Origin of the sequence: Halocella sp. SP3-1, assembly GCF_003953885.1 — a bacterium.
In the GTDB taxonomy this organism is placed as follows: Bacteria; Bacillota; Halanaerobiia; order Halanaerobiales; family DTU029; genus Iocasia; species Iocasia fonsfrigidae.
On sequence record NZ_CP032760.1, the window covers coordinates 897,181 to 916,822 of the forward strand.

Below are 19,642 nucleotides of genomic sequence, written 5' to 3' on the forward strand. Positions count from 1 at the left end.
TTTATAGTTATTTATAGACTAGGAAGTAAAGAGGATTTATTTTAATTCTTGCAAAATATGGGTATTGTATATATAATGTTAAAAGAAAGCTGACTGCACTACATAAGAGTTATTTAAATTAAAAATAGGAGGCGGTTTAATGGCTAAGAGGTTTAATGACAACGAGTGGACAAATAAAATGAGAATAAAACTGGATGTTAATAATATGTTTGCCGAAAGGGTTGGCCCTGAACATGGTTTTACAAGGGAAGAGATAACAGCCCTGTCAGATAAGGTAGAAGAGGCCCATAATAATATTAAACAGGCTAAACCAGGTTTTATGGATCTTCCGTATGAACAGACTGAAATTGTCAGAGAGATTAAAGAATTTGCAGCTAAAAAACAGGGTGAGTTTGATAATTTTGTTGTATTGGGTATTGGGGGTTCTGCCCTTGGTAATATAGCTCTACAGACTGCTTTAAATGACCCTTATTATAATTACAGAAATGATAAAAGGGGTGGCTGCTGTCGTTTGTTTGTTCCGGATAATGTTGATCCTGTAAGATTCAAGAGCTTATTAGAGACACTTGATTTAAAGAAAACGGTTTTTAATGTTATCTCTAAATCAGGTGGTACTGCAGAAACCATGAGTCAGTATCTTATTGCTCGTAAGGCCGTTGCTGAAGTAGTAGGTGAAGATAAGGTAGAGAAACATTTTATTGCCACTACAAGTGCAAATTCAGGTTATCTTATTGAAATATCTAAGAGAGAGGATTTTAAGACCTTTTATATCCCTGATAATGTCGGAGGACGTTTTTCTGTATTAACACCTGTTGGTCTGGTATCAGCTGCCTTTTGCGGAATAGATATTGAGGAGTTACTAGCTGGTGCTGCCTATATGGATAAGCTCTGTCAGAGTAGTGACTTGTGGCAAAACCCAGCCTATCTTAATGGGGTATTACAATATATGTCTTATAAAGAAGGGAAACCTCTCTCTGTTATGATGCCATATGCACATGCCCTAAAGGACATGGCTGACTGGTACCGTCAGTTGTGGGCAGAATCACTAGGTAAGGAAGTTGATCGGGAGGGTAATGTTATTAATGTTGGGCCTACACCGATTAAGGCCCTGGGGGCTACTGATCAGCATTCCCAGGTTCAACTCTATACAGAAGGACCCTTTGATAAGGTTATTACCTTCCTGGAAGTAGAGGATTATGGGGTTGAGATTGAAATACCAGCTGTTTATCAGGATATTCAGGGGGTATCATATCTAGGTGGACATACCTTGAATGAACTGATTAGGACTGAAAAAAATGCTACTGAACTGGCCCTGAGCAAAAGAGGGCGTCTAAATTCAGCTATTATACTCCCTGAGGTTAATGAGTTTACCATGGGGCAGCTGATATATATGCTTGAATTGCAGACTGCTCTGGTTGGTGAGTTGTTTAATATAAATGCTTTTAATCAACCTGGTGTGGAATTAGGTAAACATTATACCTATGGTGTACTGGGACGCGAGGGTTATGATGATAAGAAACAGGAGTATGATGAGAGGCCTAAAAAAGATAAGGATTTAATTATATAATCTCCCTTTATAGGGAAAAATAAGTCAGTAGCCAAATCCCTGCTAAAAAAAGCAGGGATTTTATGATTGAAAATAAGCGGAGCCTACCTGAACTACCCTCTAATGATATTCAGGGGAAGACTCAGGAAAGAGGCACCTTATTTGTAGAATCATTTAGTTTGTAATACTGTAATAAAATGATATAATAATACTGTTGAGGGTTTTTTGATGACTTTAAAGACTGACAAATATATTTACTTCCCTTGTCGTGCACTACGGCGTCTTGCCTTCGTTTACTGTCGAGAAATTGTCCTCCGGCGTCCATGCCTCCAGACAATTTCTAGAGTCGTTCAGTAAATATATTGGTCTGTATTATGATAACAAGTTGACTTTGTGTAAGAAGAATTCCTATAGTAAAAATTAATAATTGTTGATTAAGTCTGGATGGTCGTTAGGCGGCTTGTTCTTTGATTATAACAATAGAGAAAGAGGAATAAAAAAAGAGGGGGATTTAAATGAGGATAGTTAATGAAGTGGAGAGGTGGGGGAAGAGGTTTTATGAATTGACAGATGGTCAGGAGAGTTCTGTGGCAGAGGCTATTTTTGTTACTCGTAAACCTAGGTCGCGGATAATGCTTGATGTCAAGATGGGCTTGGAAGATATTATCAGTAAGGGGAATCTTCTACAACATGAGGCCTTTATCAAGTATAAAAGTATTAGTATGATTAATGATGAATACTGTCTCTTAAAGGATGAACCAGGTATTTATCAACCACTGACTGCTTATCTCAGGGAGAAATCCCCCTCACTGGTACAGAGGGTAAAATGGGTTTTAACACTGGCAGAAGTTTTAAAAGAGGCTGAAGAGAAGGGTTGCAACTGGACAATACTGGGGTTGAAATCACTCCAGGTTGATAAAGATGGTGGATTAAAGGTCATTGATCCTGCTATAACCGGGCTTACCTGGCAGTACAGGGAGGATGAACAGCAGACTTATCCTGAAGAAGTCTATCAGGCAGTTGAGGTATATAAAGAAAAGAAGTGGGCTGAAGGGTCACATATTTATAATGCAGGTGTTATTATGTATTATTTGCTGACAGACAGGATGCCTTTTAATGCTGATGACAAATCAGACCTGGTTGACCAGATCTATAATTCTATACCAGTGGACCCCCGCTATCTTAGTTATCAGCTCTCAAAGCCTCTCAATGATTTTATTATGTCTACCCTGAAGAAAGACTTAAGTGAGAGGTTAGGGGACTGGGATAGTTTTATCAGCCAATTACGAAATTTAGAGGAAAAGGGGCTTTTAGAGGGTGACCTTAATCAGCTAAAAGAGAATCAAGAAAAGGCTTCTCAAATGATTAAAAAAAGGAAACACAGGCTTAGTGTTAGAAACTTCTGGCGGAAAAAGCGGGCAGTAATTACTGTTGTAGGTGGTTTGCTGGCTTTCTTTGTCCTGCTTGGTTTTATGGGGGGTAGTAGGGAACCTGTTGTAACAGAAGAGACTACCCCGAGTGAGGTTGTAGAGATTTTCTATCAGGGAATAGACCAGAAGGATATTTTCCTGGTTGAAGATACTAATATCAGTGATCTGGGAGAACTGGATAACCTTTTGAACAGGAATTATGTTATAGAAAGGGTCAGACAGGCCTATAGTATGGCAGATACAGAAGGCTTTTTCGGTATAACAGATTTAGAGATTACTAAACTTGCTGATCATCTCCAACCAGTCTTTGAAGTTGTATATCACTTATATATAAATAATCCAACAGATGAAACTAATGAGGATACTGGGGAACCAGTCATGGAAAAGATAATAATAGATATGAAAGACAGGGTATTACTGGGTAATGTAGAAGGCCGCTGGCAGATAGTAGAGCTTGAGGGTAGTATCCAGAGCCTGATCCAGGGTGAACTGGCTCTGGAATCATAGAAATTAATTTTAAAGGATTTAGGGATGATATCCAGAATATATATTAGTAACACGAATATTATATTCGTGTTACTAATATATAAAGGGGTTTTAGAAGATGGAAACAAAGAAGATTGTCTTTATGGGTATTTTTATTGCTTTAGGTCTGGTTATTCCAACGGCTTTTCATTACCTACTGCCTGGTTCTGGTTCTGTATTTTTACCAATGCATATCCCTGTATTATTAGCAGGTGTTTATCTTGGGCCAGCGGCAGGCTTTATTGTAGGAGCTGCAACACCATTATTATGCAGTTTGTTAACCGGTATGCCTCCTTTATTACCGATGCTGCCGATTATGTTTGTTGAATTGAGTATCTATGGGTCAGCCATAGGTTATCTATATCAAAGAAGGAGTTTGGGCATTTTTACTTCCCTTATTTTGACTATGCTGTTGGGGAGGGTTGGGGCAGGATTTGTGGTTCTGATTATGGTGCACCTTTTTGGGATGAATTATCTACCTGCCAATCCTCTGGTATATATCTGGTCATCAATTATTGGAGGGACAGTGGGAATTGTAATCCAGTTAATCTTAATTCCTGTTTTACTAAAATACCTGAAGGGTGGTATTACAGGGGAATTGGGGGTAAAACAGTGAGCAGGGAATTTTTTAACCAGGTGGCAGAAAACTGGGATGAAAGGGTAGACCATGATAATAGGAAAATAAGGTTTGCTATCAACAAATTACCTGTTCATGAAAGACCTGATATTCTTGATGTAGGGACAGGGACAGGTGTTATGCTTCCTCTTCTGGAGGAATACTATGGTGGCGGTTGTCAAATTACGGCAGTGGATTTTGCTGAAAATATGCTTGAAATTGCTAAAAAGAAGTATCATCATTACCAGAATATCCAGTTTATAAGGGCTGATATTTATAAATATCAATTTAATCAGTGCTTTGATTTGATTATTACCTATTCTGTTTTTCCACACCTGGGGGATAAGGTTACTATACTGGAACGGTTTTATGATTTATTAAAAGATAGTGGAAGTCTACTGATTTTCCACTCCCAGTCAAGGGAGGAAATAAATCAGCTGCATCATAATAGTGAACAAGATGTGGTTAGAGATGACCTGCCACCGATTGGTCAGGTAATTGACTGGGCTGAAAGGATAGGCTATAAGCAAGTGGAAAGTATTGATAATGATAAGATGTATCTACTTATACTGAGAAAATAGAAGTTAAAGGCCTTTTTTGGAAGGAAAATAAGTTAAAAATCACCCGAAAGGGTGATTTTTGTCTATCTTATTCGTTTAGTGTAGGCAGTAGAGGGGAATGTTGAGTTCGAGATTAGAAGTGAATAACACGGTTAAAGTCCTTGCAGAATTTTACCGGGAGTGATATAATCAGCCAGAACTTATTATAAGGTGGTGTTTCTTTGAAACTATCATTATCCAAAAACTATACGAATAAGATAGTAAAGGCTGTAGCTGAATTTGATTTAATTCAAGATGGTGATCATATCTTAGTAGGGTTGTCAGGTGGTAAAGACAGCAGTTTTCTACTTTATAGCCTGGCTTTTTTAAGGAAGTATCTGGGTGTTAAATTTAGTTTGAGTGTGATTACAATTGATCTTGGTTTTAATGGGGTAGACTTTGAACCCCTCAGGGATTTTTGCCGGGAACTGGCTGTCCCTTTTTATCTAGAAAGAACCAGGATAGCAGAGTATATCCTGCAAGAGGAGGCTGCTAATCCCTGTGCTAAATGCGCCCATTTCAGGAAGGGAGCCATAGCAGGTTTTATGCGGGAAAAGGGGATTAGAAAACTGGCCTTTGGGCACCACTATGATGATGCTGTGGAGACCTTTCTAATGAGTATTTTATATTCAGGACAGTTAGTAACCTTCCAGCCTAAACAGTACTTATCAAGTAATGATATCTTTATTATCCGTCCACTGGTATATTTAAGGGAAAAAGATATTGTTGAAGCAGGTAAATTATTAGGATATGAGCCTATCAGTAGCCCTTGCCCCTATGATGGTAAAACTAAAAGGGAAGAAATAAAGCAGTACCTGCGGGAATTTACCGGACAGAAGCAGGTATTTTACAATCTGGCAGCAGCTATGAGGGAGGGGGCACCTTTTGAAGTATGGTCAAAAAAGCCTTCTCGTCAAAAATTAGCCAGTAAGATGAAAGAATTGTGGAAATGATTTATAATAGTATGTTATATTAGCTTGAGGAGAGATATTTACAGTTTTAAAATTATAAATTTTTATTAATTGTTGGTAACCTTGTCACTTTTAATTATTGCTAATAATATATAAATAAACACACACAATGTTTAAGTATAAGCTCAAAGGATACTGTTAAATCAGAATAGTTGATTTTAAAAACAAAAAATTTTAAAAAAAGAAGGAGTTTTTAAAAAAACGGCGAATAATATACATAGTGAGAACGTTCTCAACAGAATATAATGAATTAAAGGAGGATAATATTTTTGAAGGATCTAGAAAAAAGAATTAAAATAATAATTGATAGGTGTCAAAAAGAATATGTTAATAGTTTTAATAAAGAGGGTTTATATAACACAAAGAAATTTGGTGTTAAAAAAGATGGGTATAATATGGCAGATCTTATAGATCATACTATATTAAAACCTGATGCAACAGAAGATGAAGTTGAAAAAATATGTAAAGAAGCAGTAAAATATAGTTTTGCTTCTGTCTGTATTAATCCTGTTCATGTACCACTTGTTAGTAAATTACTTGCTGGTACAGGAGTAAAAGTATGTACGGTAATTGCTTTTCCTCTGGGAGCTAATACCTCGACGATTAAAGCACTGGAAGCAAAAGAAGCACTGGCTAATGGGGCAGAAGAAATAGATATGGTTATTAATATTGGCTATTTAAAGAGTGGTAAATATCTGGCTGTAGAACAGGATATAGCAGCAGTTGTAGAAGCAGTTAAGGAAAAAGCCCTGGTAAAGGTAATTATTGAAACAGCGTTATTGACTGAAGAAGAAAAAATAGCAGCCTGTGTTCTGGCATCTCTTGCTGGTGCAGATTATGTAAAAACCTCTACTGGTTTTGCTACTGATGGTGCCAAAGTAGCTGATATAAAGCTAATGAGGAACGTGGTAGGTAGTCAAATGGGGGTAAAGGCTTCAGGTGGTGTTAGAGATAATAAAACTGCTAAAGAGATGGTATCAGCTGGAGCCAGTAGGATTGGAGCTAGTGCTTCAATTAAAATAGTAAATGAAGTGTAAGCAATTCAAATAAGTAAATAGGTGTTGTTTATGAAAATCAATAAAAATAATGTTACATTAGAAGATGTTGCCCGTAAAGCCGATGTTTCTGTTTCTACTGTTTCCCGGGTGATAAATAATGGTATAGTGGCCGAAAAAACCAGGAAGAAAGTTGAAAAGGTCATTAAGGAAATTAATTATTCTCCTAATACGATTGCCAGAAGCTTAAGGGGAGGTAGGACCAATATCATAGGTTTTATAATACCAGATATAACAAACCCTTTCTTTACCAAGTTAATTAATGAATTAGGGAAGATTTATAAAGATAAAGGCTATTCCATAATTGTTTGTAATACCTATGATGATCCGAAAATTGAAAAAATACAGATAGAGACTTTGCTGGGGAAGAGAGTTGACGGCTTACTCGTAACATCTTCAGACATTAAATTTGCCAGAACATATGAAAAAATTAATAGGAACTGTCCAGTAGTTTTAATTGACAGGCTAATAAGTGAGGAGTTAGATTCTATCAGGACAGATAATATTGATGGTTCTATGCATGCAGTTTCTTATTTAATTAATAAGGGAAGAAGAAATATCTTGACAATTGCCGGCCCACAGCAGTATACTCCCGGGAAGGAAAGGTATGAAGGGTTTATCAAGACACTGGAATTGTTTAACCTGCCAGTTAAAGAATCATTAATTAAATTTGGTGATTTTACTAAAAGAAGTGGTTATGAGTTGACTAAAGAAGCACTTAATAATAATGTTAACTTTGATGCCATTTTTGCAGCAAATAACTTTATGGGTGCAGGGGCATTTAAGGCTCTAAAAGATAATGGCTATAAAATACCTGAGGATGTTGCCTTAATAATGTTTGATGACCTGGATTTAGCTGATGTGGCTAATCCCCCTATCACTGTGGTAATACAATCTACTAAAGAAATAGGTAGAAGAGCAGGAAATTTAATTTTAGATCTGATAGAAAACAAGGAAAAACATGAACCCAAACAAATAATGATTAAATCTACTCTGGAAATACGAAAATCGGTTTAAATTTTTTATGTAGACTGGGAACGTTGCCAAAATAAAAAGGAGGGGAAGAGATGGGTGAAATTGTTGTGCTGGGAAGTTTTGTTGTAGATTTGACGAGCAAAACACCGCACTTACCTAATAGAGGTGAAACAGTTTTTGGTGGTCCTTTCAAACTTGGTCCTGGAGGTAAAGGGTCTAATCAGGGGGTTGCTGCAAAAAGGTCAGGGTCAGATGTTACCATGATTACCAAACTGGGTAAAGATGAATTTGCGGAAATTGCCCTTAACAATTTTAAAAAAGAGAATATGGTTACTGATTTTGTCTTTCAAAGCGAAAAACATGAAACTGGTGCGGCTCTCATACTGGTTGAAGACAAAACAGCTGAGAATGAAATTGTAGTTTCAATTGGTGCCTGTAATTATATTAAGGATTCTGAAATATATCAAGTGGAAGAAAAAATTAAAGATTCTGATTTATTTTTAACTCAATTAGAGACTAATTTATCTGCTGTTGTAACTGGTATTAATATTGCTAAAAAACATGGTATAAAAGTTGTTTTAAATACAGCACCTGTACAGAAATTAGATGAAAAAATATATCAGTATGTTGATATTGTTACTCCTAATGAAGTTGAGGCCAGTATTTTATCTGATGTAGAAGTTAAAGATGTTAGTGGAGCGAAAAAAGCAGCAGCCTATTTCCGGAGCAGAGGAGTAGAAACTGTTATCATAACAATGGGAAAAAAGGGTGCCTTTATCAAGAATGATAAAGTTGAAAAGCTAGTGTCTGCTTTCCAGATTGATAAGGTAGTTGATACAACCGGGGCTGGTGATGCTTTTAATGGTGGTTTAGTAACTGCCCTTGCTGAGGGAAAAGAGATAGAAGAAGCAGTAGTTTTTGCTAATGCAGTTGGTGCCCTATCTGTTACTAAATTTGGTACAGCACCTGCTATGCCTTTTAGAGATGAGATTGATAAATTTTTGCAAACAAATAAACTATAAGGAGATGATTTTAAATGTTAAAAAAAGGAACACTAAATCCGCAGATGGCTCATGTACTTGCCAGTACAGGACATAAAGACACAATTGTTGTAACTGATGCAGGTTTGCCCATACCACAGGAAATAGAGAGGGTAGATTTTGCATTAAAGCCATTTACTCCGGAATTTTTGGATGTTCTTGATCAAACACTGGATGCTTTAGAGATTGAAAAAATTATTATGGCAGAAGAAATTAAAGAACATAGTCCAGCTATGCTAGATAAAATTATGGAAAGGTTCCCAAAAGATATAGAAGTTGAGTTTTTACCACATGTTGATTTTAAAGCTGAAACGAAAAATTGCCGAGCTGCTTTTCGTTCAGGAGAATTCACATCTTATGCTAATATTATTTTAGTGGCAGGTGTTGTATATTAAGGAGGATTAAGTCATGCAACCAGCTAAACAGCTTATAAAAATGGACAATATAACCAAGACTTTTCCGGGGGTAATAGCACTTGATAATGTGAAGATTGATTTAAAGGCAGGAGAGGTTCATGCTTTAATGGGAGAAAACGGTGCTGGTAAATCTACTTTAATGAAAATTATTGCTGGGGTTTATAAGCAGGATAAAGGCAAGTATTATTTAGATGGTAAGGAAATAATGTTTGATTTCCCCCGGGAAGCACAATTAAATGGTATAAGTATTATTTATCAGGAATTAAATCTTATCCCTGATTTAAGTATAGCAGAAAACATATTTTTGGGCAGGGAACCATCAAAAAGACCGGGTAAAATAGACTGGACCAGAATGTATGAAGATACTACTGAGATATTAAATGAATTAGGCATAAACTTAGACCCTGCTGAAAAGATAAAAAATATTTCAATTGCCAACAAACAAATGGTAGAAATCGCCAAGGCTCTTTCATTTAATTCAAAAATTATCATAATGGACGAGCCTACCTCAGCTTTAGAGGATGATGAAATAGAATATTTATTTAAAATTATCAATGATTTAAAAGAGAAGAATGTAGGGATATTTTATATTTCACATAAGATGGATGAAATATTTCGAATATCTGATAGAATTACTGTTTTTAGAGATGGTCAGCATATTAAAACTATGGCGGTATCGGAAACAAATATGGATGAATTAATTAGATTGATGGTGGGTCGTGAGATAAAAAATATATTTCCTGAACGGGAAGTAGAACCTGTTAATGAGACAGTAATGGAAGTTAATAATTTAACAGTGATTAACCAAATTGAAAATATTAGTTTTGCAGTGGAAAAGGGAGAAATACTTGGTATTGCGGGACTTATGGGCTGTGGTAAGATAGATGTGGGAAAAGCCATCTTTGGCTGTTATCCTGATACAACTGGAGAAATCTTGATTAATAATGAAGTTAGAAAGATAAATAGCCCACATGATGCTATTAAATATAAGATTGCTTTAGTCTCTGAAGACAGGAAAAATGGGGGATTAGTTTTAGACAGAAATGTTAAGGAAAATATAATGTTATCTTCCCTCAGTCAAATTTCAGGGTTACTAAAGCTTAATCACAAGAAAGAGAAAAAAGTGGTAAAAGAAGCAGTAAAAAATTTAAATATTAAAGTGTCAAATGTGGAACAGCCTTCCAAGACCTTAAGTGGTGGTAATCAGCAGAAAGTAGTAATTGCGAAATGGTTAGAGACTAAGCCTGAAATATTAATTTTATTGGAAGCCACCCGGGGTATTGATATAGGTTCTAAGACAGAAATCTATGAGTTGATTACAACTCTGGCAGAAAATGGAATTTCAATTCTTTATATTTCTTCAGAGTTAACTGAATTAGTAGGGTTATGTGACCGTGTTCTGGTAATGCATGAAGGCAAATTGTCTGGGGTGGTTTCAGGAAATGATATTAATCAGGAAAAAATAATGTACTTAAGTTCAGGAGGGACCTTGAATGTGGGATAAAATAAAAGTAGATATAATGACTAAATATAGAACTATCTTAGTTTTAATATTTATATGTATTGTTGCTTCACAATTATCTCCTGTTTTCTTAACTATGTCAAACTTTACTAATGTAATACGTCAGACTTCGATAACTGCTATCTTAGCAGCAGGGATGACTTTTGTAATATTGACAGGTGGTATTGATTTGTCAGTTGGTTCAGTGTTGGCAGTTAGTGGAGCAATTGGTGCGGGGGTAACGGCGGGAACCAGCAGTATTCTGCTGGCAGTCCTATCAATCTTATTGATCGGAAGTATATTCGGCTTGTTTAACGGGGTATTAATTACAAGATTTGATATGCCTCCTTTTATTGCTTCGTTAGCAGTTATGGTAATTGCCAGAGGAGTGACTTTAGTATATACCAATGGTTATCCTATTGCTATCAGAAGCAAAGAATTTAGATTTTTTGGAAGAGGGGAAATGTTCGGCATATATGTACCAATACTTATTTTAATCATTACCTATTTAATAGGTATCTATATTCTAAAAAATACTAAATTTGGCAGATATGTTTTTAGTACTGGTGGTAATGAAGAAGCAACAGTCCTTTCTGGTATAAATGTTAAAAAAGTTAAGATAATTGTCTATATGATCAGTGGTTTTTTGGCAGGGGTAGCCGCTTTAATTCTTACTGCAAGGTTAAGTTCAGCCCAACCTACAGCTGGTGAAGGTATGGAGTTAGATGCTATCGCAGCAGTTATTTTAGGGGGAACCAGTTTAAATGGTGGTTTAGGTACAATCAGCGGAACACTTGTTGGTGCACTTATCCTGGGGGTTTTAAATAATATATTGAATTTAGTCAATGTAAACCCTTTTTATCAGTATATTGTAAAAGGTCTGGTAATCATTATTGCGGTAATAACAGATAGCAAATTTAAGAGTATGTCCTTTAAAATAACTAATAAAGAAAGAAGGATAAAACAAAATAGTCATTGAGTATTATTTGAAAAGGAGGGGATAAATATCTAAACAAAATAAATACTATTTTATCTATATGTTGTCATAGTCGTATTTACTAAAATTTTAAATGGGGGTATTTTAAATGAAAAAGAATTTAAAAGTTGTTTCTGTTGTATTAGCTGTTACAGTACTTATAATGTGTGTAAGTTTAGCTGCTGGTGTCAGTGCTCGCAAGCCTATTACAGTCGGAATATCAATGAATACATTGAATAACCCATTTTTTGTGACAGTGGTTGAAGGTGCTAGAGCTATGGCAGATGAATTAGGCGTTAAGTTAATTGTGACAGATGCCCAGAATAGACCTGGAAAAGAGATAACTAATGTAGAAAATTTAATACAGCAAAAAGTGGATGTATTAATACTTGACCCATCTGACAGTAATGCCATTATTCCATCTGTTTTAAATGCTAATGATGCTAATATACCTGTTCTTACTATTGATCGTAAAGCTAATGATGGAGATGTTATAACCCATATAGGTTTTGATGCAATAAGGTCTGGAAGAATAGCTGGTCAATTCCTGGTTGATTCTTTAAATGGCAAAGGTAAAATTGTTGAAATTATGGGTATTATGGGAACAAGTGTAGCTCAGGATAGAAGTAAAGGTTTTAATCAAATTATGGATAAAAACCCTGGTATGAAAGTCATTGCAAAGCAGACTGCTAACTTTGATAGAGGACAGGCTATGTCAGTAATGGAAAATATTTTACAGGCCCAACCTGAAATTGATGGTATTTATGCTGCTAATGATGAAATGGCTTTAGGAGTACTGGCAGCAATTGAAGCGGCAGGTAGATTAGATGAAATTACCTTAATAGGCTGTGATGCTATTGATGATTCAATGGAAGCAATTAGAAAAAGGAAAATGGAAGCTACCATAGCTGAACCTCCATATTTCCTTGGTAAGAATGCGGTCAAAACTGCAGTTGCTATCTATAACGGCAAAAAAGTTGAAGATGAAGTAATCCTTGAGAATCAATTAGTTACTAAAGAAAATATTGACATTATTAAAACTAGAGATTAATTAAACTAAACAGGGGCTGTCTCAAAATAGGTTTTTGAAACCGTTTTGAGCAGCCTAAAAAACCTCCGAAAGGAGGTTTTTGCTTTAATTATTATTAATCTAAAATTATAAATAAGATACTGAAAAAATAGGCCTAAAAAAATGAAGGTTTCTCAACCTTCATTTTTTTATCTGTAACTATGGAAACAAGATGATTTTATAATATTTATCACAAGATAATCACATAAATAAATCTACTTGACAGGAAATAGTTATATTGGTATACTATAGACTGACCGGTAAGTCGAGGAAGGTGTGATACATAAAATAGAGATGAATACTAAAGATAAGATACTGGAGGCTGCTGTAAAGCTGTTTACCGAAAATGGTTTTCATGAGACTTCTATGGCAGCGATTGCTGAAGAGGCAGGCCTTGGGAAGGGGACACTTTACTGGCATTTTTCCAGTAAAGATGAATTGTTTGGAGAAGCAGTTATCAGGGGAGGCAGGGAAATAATAAAAGAAACACATAATTTTATTATTCAAGAAGACGAAGGTCAGTCTGCTGGAGATATCTTAAAGTCATTTTTCAGGCTGAATTTTAAGAGGATTTATAGGAATAAGAAGGTAATTGGTTTATTTACCAATACAGAAAGTTATTTTAGTAGTGATGTAAAGAAAATTTTTTTTAAAATTCATTCTGCAATAGCAAGTGAAGTAGAGGAGATAATTAAGCTGGGGATTAAGAATGGTGAATTCCGCAATATTTCTAGTCGTAAGGCAGCAATTTTTATTGTTGGTAGTTTAGGGGCAATGAATGGTATTATCCTTGAAGATGATATGGAAGATATAGAAGAACTGGTTGAATCCCTTTATGATCTGGTTTTAAAGGGTATTCAAGAAGAAGGGAGATGAATGAAGTGAAGGATATAAAGGTAGTTTTTATCTGTATAGTCAGTCTGCTTGTTCTTTATACCGGCTCAGTACTGGCCCTTGATAGTTTGACATTGAAAGAGGCCTTGCGTGCTGGACTGGAAAACAACTCCAATATCAAGCAGAGCCATCTGGAGGTGGAGAAATCTGAGTATGATCTGGAACTGGCTGAAAGAAACTGGTACCCAACACTGGATTTACAGAGTTCCTATACTAGGCTGGAAGAGGCTCCACCGGAATTAGATTTTACTACTCTTAAACCTAGTGAGGGTTCCCAAAATAGTTATAATACCCAGTTAACACTACAGCAGACCATATATTCAGGTGGCCAGATAAGCCTTGGTATTAAACAAGCTGAAAAGGGTTTGACCCTGGCCGGTCTGCAGGCCGAACAGGAGATAAGTGAGATCCTTTATAATATTATTGAGGCCTATTATAATGTTTTAATGGCTGCTGAAAGGGTGGAAATAGAAGAAGAGGCCCTGAAAGTAGTAAAAGAACATAAAAGGATTGTCCAGAGCAGTTTTAAAGAGGGAGTGGCTTTGAAAACAGATGTGTTACAGATCGAGATCAAAGAGGGTGAATCAGAACAAAGTCTGCAGAACGCCCGTAATCAACTCCATTTAGCCAGCAAGAATCTGGCTAATTTAATCGGCAGGGATGAGCAGGATTTTCAGCTTGTTAGTCCAGATATACAGGCAGCAGTAGAGCTTGATTTAGAAAGACTTTACCAGTTAGCCCTGGAGAAGAGACCTGAACTAAATATGATAACAGTTAATAAAGAGATAGTAGAGACCAATATAGAGATGGAAGAAAGGAGTCACCTGCCCAGGCTGGCACTTGCTGGTAATTACAGCTGGCAGGGTAGTGAGCTGGAATTTGATGACGGCAGCTGGAGTGTTAGTCTGTCAGGTTCTCTCTCTATCTTTGACGGTGGTAAATCAAGTACAACTGAGAAGAAATATCAAAAAGAACTTACTAGATTAGAGGAGTCTAAAAGCGATTTAAAGGAATTAATTAGATTAGATATTGAGAGCAAAATACTTACTGCCCGGGAAAATCGAGCCGGAATTGAACTAAAGGAATTAAATCTTGATAAGGCCCGTGAGAATCTAAGGCTGGAAGAGATGAGGTATCAGGAGGGTGTAGGGACAAATATAGATGTAATGAATGCTCAAAACACCCTGAAACAGACCAAGATAGGTAAAATGCAGGCAGAATATCAATACCAGTTAGACCTTTTTGAATTATTACAGAAGACGGGTCAACTTACGGGCTATTGTGAGGAGGTAATCACTAATGAAAAATAAAATAGGGATATTTACAATACTTATCATCTTACTTATGAATACTGTTAGTTTAGCACAGAGTATACCAGTCAGGGTTATAGAGGTAGAACTAAAGGACCTTGCTGAAATAAAGGTTGTCAATGGAAAGATTGAGCCTTATAAAAGTATCCAGATATCCCCTGAAATAGGTGGTATTATAGATGAGGTGAATGTTGAAGTTGGGGATTTTGTTAAAAAAGGCCAGTCTTTAATTGTTTTTGATCAAGATAATTTAAAAGCCCAGTTAAAACAGGCTGAAGCTGCTGTAGAACTGGCTCAAGCGAATCTGGATATGCTTGAAAATGGGGCTACTCCAGAGGAAATAGCCCAAGTTGAGGCTTCATATCAGAGTGCAATGGCCTCATTTGAAGGGGCTAAAACCGGACTGGAAATAATCGAATCTATTTATCATGATAAGAGTGATTATAAACAACAGCTGACCAGTTCAAATACCCAGTTAGAAAGTGGCCGGAAACAATTATCTATTGCCGATGAGCAGTTAAATCAGGCCAGGGTTGCTTATAATCAAGCCAGTACTGATTATGAAAGAATGAAGACATTATATAATGAAGGGGCTATAACCCGGAAGGAATTTGAGGGGGTAGAGACCCAGTATAAAAATGCTCAATCAGCTTTGAAAACAGCTGAATTGGGTAAAGAACAGGCGCAGATTAATTATAATGGTGCCCTGGAGAGTTATCAGATAGTAGAGGATGTTTATCAAAATCCACATTCCCTCAAACAACAGCTTGATAATGCTCGTACCCAGCTTGAAGTTGCCAGGGCTAACCTTCAGACAGCTGAAGCCAACCTGGCTAAGGTGAAAAAAGGGGCCCGTGAAGAAGAGCGGAGATCAGCCCGGGCTAGTTTGAAACAGTCACAGGCCTCATTAGAACTTGCTAGAATCCAGTTTGAGAATAGTGTGGTAAAAAGCCCTAACCAGGGTATAATATCTGCTGTTAATGTTGAGGTCGGTGAAATGCTTGGTGCAGGCACTCCAGTAATAAATCTGGTAGACCTTGACCAGGTTTATGTTAAAGTAAATGTTAATGCTGATACCCTGACCAGGATTAAGGTAGGTGACCAGGTAAGTGTTGACCTCCTGGCCTTTAAAGATGGAATAAGCCAGGGAGAGATTACTAATATTAGTCCAGTTATCGATCAGCAGGCTCAGGCCTATCCAGTAAAAATATTACTTAATAATGAGGATAATAAAATATATGGGGGTATGTTTGCTGATGTCAGTTTTATCCTGAATAGGGCTGAAAATACTGTGGTTATCCCCATAAATGCAGTACTTGACCTTGATGGTAACCCCTATGTTTTTGCGGTTGATGGTGACAAGGTGGTCAAAAAAGAGATAGAGATTGGTATTATAAATACTAATGAACTTGAAGTTATAGATGGTATATCTCCAAAAGATATCCTGGTTATCCAGGGACAGAATTCCTTACAAAATGGTGATCTGGTTGAGGTGGTAGATTAATGAAACTTTCAGATTTGGCTATTAAAAGACCGGTGACAACCACAATGATGGTGCTACTGGCAGTATTACTGGGAGTAGTTAGTTTTACCATGATCAATATAGATCTTTTCCCGGAAATTACCTATCCAGGGGCAGCGATTATTACCAGTTATAGTGGGGTAGGTCCAGAAGAGATAGAGAATATGGTAACTAAACCGCTTGAGAGTGCAGTCTCAACTGTTACCAATATAAAAACAATCAGCTCCAGTTCGTCTAAAGGCAGCTCACAGATAATTGCCGAGTTTGACTGGGGTACAGATATGGATACAGCAACTATGGACTTGAGAGAGAATGTCGATATGGTAGAGGGGATGCTGCCTGATGATGTTGATGACCCTATAATCATCAAATTTGACCCTTCGATGATGCCTATTATGCAATTAGGTGTTACTGCAGACCTTGACCTGGCGGAATTAAAGACCCTGCTTGAAGACAGGGTGTCTCCTCGCCTGGAACGCCTGGAAGGGGTTGCCTCTGTTAGTTTAATAGGGGGTTTAGAACGGGAAATATTAATTAGTCTCAATAGGAACAAACTAAATAACTATAATATAGATTTTTCCAGTGTTAAAAATACCCTGATGTCAGAAAACCTTAATATGTCTGGTGGTAATGTCTCGCGCGGGAGTGATAAATTACTGGTCAGGGTAACGGGGAAATTCAAATCTGTTGATGAGATAAAAGCTGTAGAGATTCCAACTGCTACCGGGGCAAATGTACCGCTGGCAGACATTGCTGAAGTTAAAGATACTTTTAAAGAGGTTGAAAGTATGACCCGGCTTAACAGGAAAACGAGTATGGGTATTATGATACAGAAACAGACTGATGCTAATACTGTTAATGTATCAAGGCTTGTCAATCAAGAAATCGTTAAATTACAGGGAGAAATAAATAATGATATAAAAATAATACCGATTATGGATCAGGCAGAATATATTGAGGATTCTATCAGTAATGTGACCACCAGTGCTATTTATGGGGGAGTGCTGGCTGTACTGGTTTTGTTCCTCTTTCTGAGGAATATCAGGAGTACCTTAATTATCGCCACAGCAATTCCGGTTTCAGTAATTACTACCTTTATGCTGCTTTATTTTAATGACTTAACTTTAAATATGATGACCTTGGGTGGATTGGCCCTGGGGGTAGGAATGTTGGTTGATAATTCTATTGTAGTACTGGAGAATATCTTTCGCTATCGGGTAGAGGGTTTATCCAGGAAAGAGGCAGCTCATAAAGGGAGTCTGGAAGTTGGTATGGCTATACTGGCTTCTACCTTGACTACTGTGATTGTTTTTCTCCCGGTCTTTTTCGTGGAAGGTATGGCCTCACAGTTGTTTAGAGAGCTGTCACTGACAGTCGCTTTTTCTCTCCTGGCTTCGCTGCTGGTATCTTTAACACTAATACCAGTTATGTCTTCCAAGATACTCAAGGTTAAGAAAGTAGAGGTTGAACGGCATCAGAATTCTTCCAGAATGGGAAGGGTAAAATCGTTTTACTGTTCTACACTAGATTGGAGTCTGTCACACCGCTGGTTGATAGTAGTTATTACCTTGGTAGCTTTTATTGGTAGTATTTCATTATTTCCCATGATCGGGACGGAGTTTATCCCTGAATCTGATACAGGAGAGATAAATATAAGTGCTGAATTACCCCTTGGTTCTTCCCTGGAGAGTACTGATCGGGTTGCCAGGGAGATTGAAAAAGTTGTCCTGGATACTCCTGAAGTCAAAAATTTGCTGGTAAATGTAGGTTCTTCAGGTATGATGGGTATGGAAGGTAGTGAAAGTGAAACAGCCAGTTTTTTTCTTCAATTAGTAGACCTAAATGAAAGAGAGCGCTCAACCCAGGAAATTATTGAGGCCTTAAGAAATGATTTATCAATCCCTGGAGTTGAAATCAATATTGAGACTGAAGGTATGTCAATGGGAGGCAGTGGAAAACCGATATCTATCATGGTAAAAGGTGATGACTTAGTCGTTCTAGAGAGATTAGCTCGACAAATAAGTGATGAAATAAGAAATGTTGAGGGTGTAAGAGAGGTTGAAGACAGTCTTTCTGAAGGAAGGCCTGAGATGCAGGTTGAGATAAATAGAACCCTGGCCTCTAAATATGGACTCAGGGTTAGTCAGATAGGTGAGGCAATTAATACAGCAATCAGTGGGAGTGTTGCTACCCAGTATGAGATTGGTGGAGAAGAGTATGATATAACTGTTAAATTGGCCGAAGAGGATATTGATAGTCCGGCTCAGGTCAGGGAATTACTGCTATCTTCATCAAGTGGCGCTCTGGTTCCTCTAGAAGACATTGCTTCCTTTAAGGTAGAAGAAGGTCCTAAAGAAATCCTGCGGGAAAATCAGGTTAGATATGCTCAGATTGGTGCTTCTTTATATGGTAGGAGTCTGGGGGAAGTAATGGGTGAAATACAGGGTAGATTGTCTGAGAATCTTCAGTTGCCCTCAGGCTATGAACTAGACTATGGTGGTGAATTCGAGCAAATGCAGGAATCTTTCACCAGTCTGGCCCTTGCCTTATTACTGGCCCTGGTACTAGTATATATGGTAATGGCATCACAGTTTGAATCACTATTACATCCACTGGTAATAATGTTTACCGTACCGATGGCTGCTATTGGTGTTATGCTCGGCCTGGTTATTACAGGAAATAATATTTCAGTGGTGACTATCATTGGTATTATTATGCTGGCAGGTATTGTAGTAAACAATGCTATTGTACTGGTAGATTATATTAATCATTTACGCAGTACTGGTATGACTGTCAGGGAGGCCATCCTGGAGGCAGGACCAATCCGTCTGCGGCCTATCTTTATGACTGCCCTGACAACAATACTGGCTATGCTGCCGATGGCTATTGGACTGGGTGAGGGCTCTGAAGTACAGTCCCCAATGGCTATTGTAGTAATCGGTGGTCTGTCAGTAGCTACTCTCCTGACGCTCTATGTAGTGCCTAGTATATATTCACTATTAACAGGTTTTAGCAGGAGGGTAAAGAATAGGTTTAGTGGTGGAAAGGAATTGAATTCGTAATTTGAGTTTAAGTTAATAAAAATTAATAAGTGGGTAAGGGTTTTGGGAAAGGCCCTTACCTTTTTCGTTATTTAAATCTGGATGGTGTAGTCACTTTGATTAAGTCCAGGTGGCAAAGCTGTCTTCTTACTGTTA

At 37.2% G+C, this 19,642-nt stretch carries 16 protein-coding genes; all 16 read left to right on the forward strand.

The genetic code is table 11. The features are described 5' to 3' along the window. The first annotated feature begins 139 nt into the window (after window positions 1-139). The 16 genes from D7D81_RS04230 to D7D81_RS04305 all read left to right on the forward strand — a co-directional run bounded on the left by D7D81_RS04230 (window position 140) and on the right by D7D81_RS04305 (window position 19,507). Entirely contained in the window at window positions 140-1,567 is a 1,428-nt protein-coding gene (locus D7D81_RS04230; protein ID WP_125987607.1) for a glucose-6-phosphate isomerase, read from the forward strand. A gap of 494 nt (window positions 1,568-2,061) precedes the next feature. Further along, the gene (locus tag D7D81_RS04235) at window positions 2,062-3,483 is read left to right on the forward strand and encodes a protein kinase domain-containing protein (protein WP_125987609.1); all 1,422 of its coding nucleotides are present in this window, start codon (window positions 2,062-2,064) and stop codon (window positions 3,481-3,483) included. A 97-nt stretch (window positions 3,484-3,580) separates the two neighbouring features. Beyond that, window positions 3,581-4,117, forward strand: a complete 537-nt coding sequence (locus D7D81_RS04240; protein WP_125987610.1) for an ECF transporter S component — start codon at window positions 3,581-3,583, stop codon at window positions 4,115-4,117. Then, window positions 4,114-4,698, forward strand: a complete 585-nt coding sequence (locus tag D7D81_RS04245) for a class I SAM-dependent methyltransferase (protein ID WP_164522105.1) — start codon at window positions 4,114-4,116, stop codon at window positions 4,696-4,698. Before D7D81_RS04240 ends, D7D81_RS04245 begins: the two co-directional genes overlap by 4 nt. Before the next feature lie 200 nt (window positions 4,699-4,898). Further along, window positions 4,899-5,669 (forward strand): tRNA 2-thiocytidine biosynthesis TtcA family protein, encoded by a 771-nt coding sequence (locus D7D81_RS04250; protein ID WP_125987614.1) that lies wholly within the window; start codon window positions 4,899-4,901, stop codon window positions 5,667-5,669. A 413-nt stretch (window positions 5,670-6,082) separates the two neighbouring features. Next, window positions 6,083-6,724 carry a deoxyribose-phosphate aldolase gene (deoC, locus tag D7D81_RS04255; protein WP_125991907.1) on the forward strand — a complete coding sequence of 214 codons (642 nt, stop codon included), beginning with the start codon at window positions 6,083-6,085 and terminating at the stop codon, window positions 6,722-6,724. Between the two features lie 30 nt (window positions 6,725-6,754). Further along, a complete protein-coding gene (locus tag D7D81_RS04260) occupies window positions 6,755-7,759 on the forward strand; it encodes a LacI family DNA-binding transcriptional regulator (protein ID WP_125987616.1) in 1,005 nt (334 codons plus the stop codon). Window positions 7,760-7,809: 50 nt separating this feature from the next. Continuing rightward, window positions 7,810-8,739: a ribokinase gene (gene rbsK, locus D7D81_RS04265; RefSeq protein ID WP_125987618.1), complete on the forward strand. Its 930-nt coding sequence runs from the start codon at window positions 7,810-7,812 to the stop codon at window positions 8,737-8,739. A 14-nt stretch (window positions 8,740-8,753) separates the two neighbouring features. Further along, window positions 8,754-9,152 carry a D-ribose pyranase gene (gene rbsD / locus D7D81_RS04270; RefSeq protein ID WP_125987620.1) on the forward strand — a complete coding sequence of 133 codons (399 nt, stop codon included), beginning with the start codon at window positions 8,754-8,756 and terminating at the stop codon, window positions 9,150-9,152. Window positions 9,153-9,165: 13 nt separating this feature from the next. Next, window positions 9,166-10,677, forward strand: a complete 1,512-nt coding sequence (locus D7D81_RS04275) for a sugar ABC transporter ATP-binding protein (protein WP_125987622.1) — start codon at window positions 9,166-9,168, stop codon at window positions 10,675-10,677. Further along, entirely contained in the window at window positions 10,667-11,653 is a 987-nt protein-coding gene (locus tag D7D81_RS04280; protein ID WP_125987624.1) for an ABC transporter permease, read from the forward strand. Before D7D81_RS04275 ends, D7D81_RS04280 begins: the two co-directional genes overlap by 11 nt. Before the next feature lie 106 nt (window positions 11,654-11,759). Beyond that, window positions 11,760-12,701, forward strand: coding sequence for a substrate-binding domain-containing protein (locus D7D81_RS04285; RefSeq protein WP_125987626.1), 942 nt, complete (start codon window positions 11,760-11,762; stop codon window positions 12,699-12,701). A gap of 312 nt (window positions 12,702-13,013) precedes the next feature. After that, entirely contained in the window at window positions 13,014-13,595 is a 582-nt protein-coding gene (locus tag D7D81_RS04290; RefSeq protein ID WP_125987628.1) for a TetR/AcrR family transcriptional regulator, read from the forward strand. A gap of 5 nt (window positions 13,596-13,600) precedes the next feature. Beyond that, window positions 13,601-14,923 carry a TolC family protein gene (locus D7D81_RS04295; RefSeq protein WP_164522106.1) on the forward strand — a complete coding sequence of 441 codons (1,323 nt, stop codon included), beginning with the start codon at window positions 13,601-13,603 and terminating at the stop codon, window positions 14,921-14,923. Further along, complete coding sequence (locus D7D81_RS04300) at window positions 14,913-16,427, forward strand: efflux RND transporter periplasmic adaptor subunit (protein WP_125987632.1); 1,515 nt, start codon at window positions 14,913-14,915, stop codon at window positions 16,425-16,427. The genes D7D81_RS04295 and D7D81_RS04300 overlap by 11 nt, the downstream gene beginning before the upstream one ends. Continuing rightward, window positions 16,427-19,507 (forward strand): efflux RND transporter permease subunit, encoded by a 3,081-nt coding sequence (locus D7D81_RS04305; RefSeq protein WP_125987634.1) that lies wholly within the window; start codon window positions 16,427-16,429, stop codon window positions 19,505-19,507. Before D7D81_RS04300 ends, D7D81_RS04305 begins: the two co-directional genes overlap by 1 nt. Window positions 19,508-19,642 lie beyond the last annotated feature (135 nt).

Coding starts and splice junctions, on each gene's coding strand:
- D7D81_RS04305 (WP_125987634.1), top strand. CDS start 16,427: ATGAAACTTTCAGATTTGGCTATTAAAAGACCGGTGACAACCACAATG.
- D7D81_RS04290 (WP_125987628.1), top strand. CDS start 13,014: ATGAATACTAAAGATAAGATACTGGAGGCTGCTGTAAAGCTGTTTACC.
- D7D81_RS04300 (WP_125987632.1), top strand. CDS start 14,913: ATGAAAAATAAAATAGGGATATTTACAATACTTATCATCTTACTTATG.
- rbsD (WP_125987620.1), top strand. CDS start 8,754: ATGTTAAAAAAAGGAACACTAAATCCGCAGATGGCTCATGTACTTGCC.
- D7D81_RS04285 (WP_125987626.1), top strand. CDS start 11,760: ATGAAAAAGAATTTAAAAGTTGTTTCTGTTGTATTAGCTGTTACAGTA.
- D7D81_RS04280 (WP_125987624.1), top strand. CDS start 10,667: ATGTGGGATAAAATAAAAGTAGATATAATGACTAAATATAGAACTATC.
- D7D81_RS04260 (WP_125987616.1), top strand. CDS start 6,755: ATGAAAATCAATAAAAATAATGTTACATTAGAAGATGTTGCCCGTAAA.
- D7D81_RS04240 (WP_125987610.1), top strand. CDS start 3,581: ATGGAAACAAAGAAGATTGTCTTTATGGGTATTTTTATTGCTTTAGGT.
- rbsK (WP_125987618.1), top strand. CDS start 7,810: ATGGGTGAAATTGTTGTGCTGGGAAGTTTTGTTGTAGATTTGACGAGC.
- D7D81_RS04230 (WP_125987607.1), top strand. CDS start 140: ATGGCTAAGAGGTTTAATGACAACGAGTGGACAAATAAAATGAGAATA.
- D7D81_RS04235 (WP_125987609.1), top strand. CDS start 2,062: ATGAGGATAGTTAATGAAGTGGAGAGGTGGGGGAAGAGGTTTTATGAA.
- D7D81_RS04275 (WP_125987622.1), top strand. CDS start 9,166: ATGCAACCAGCTAAACAGCTTATAAAAATGGACAATATAACCAAGACT.
- deoC (WP_125991907.1), top strand. CDS start 6,083: ATGGCAGATCTTATAGATCATACTATATTAAAACCTGATGCAACAGAA.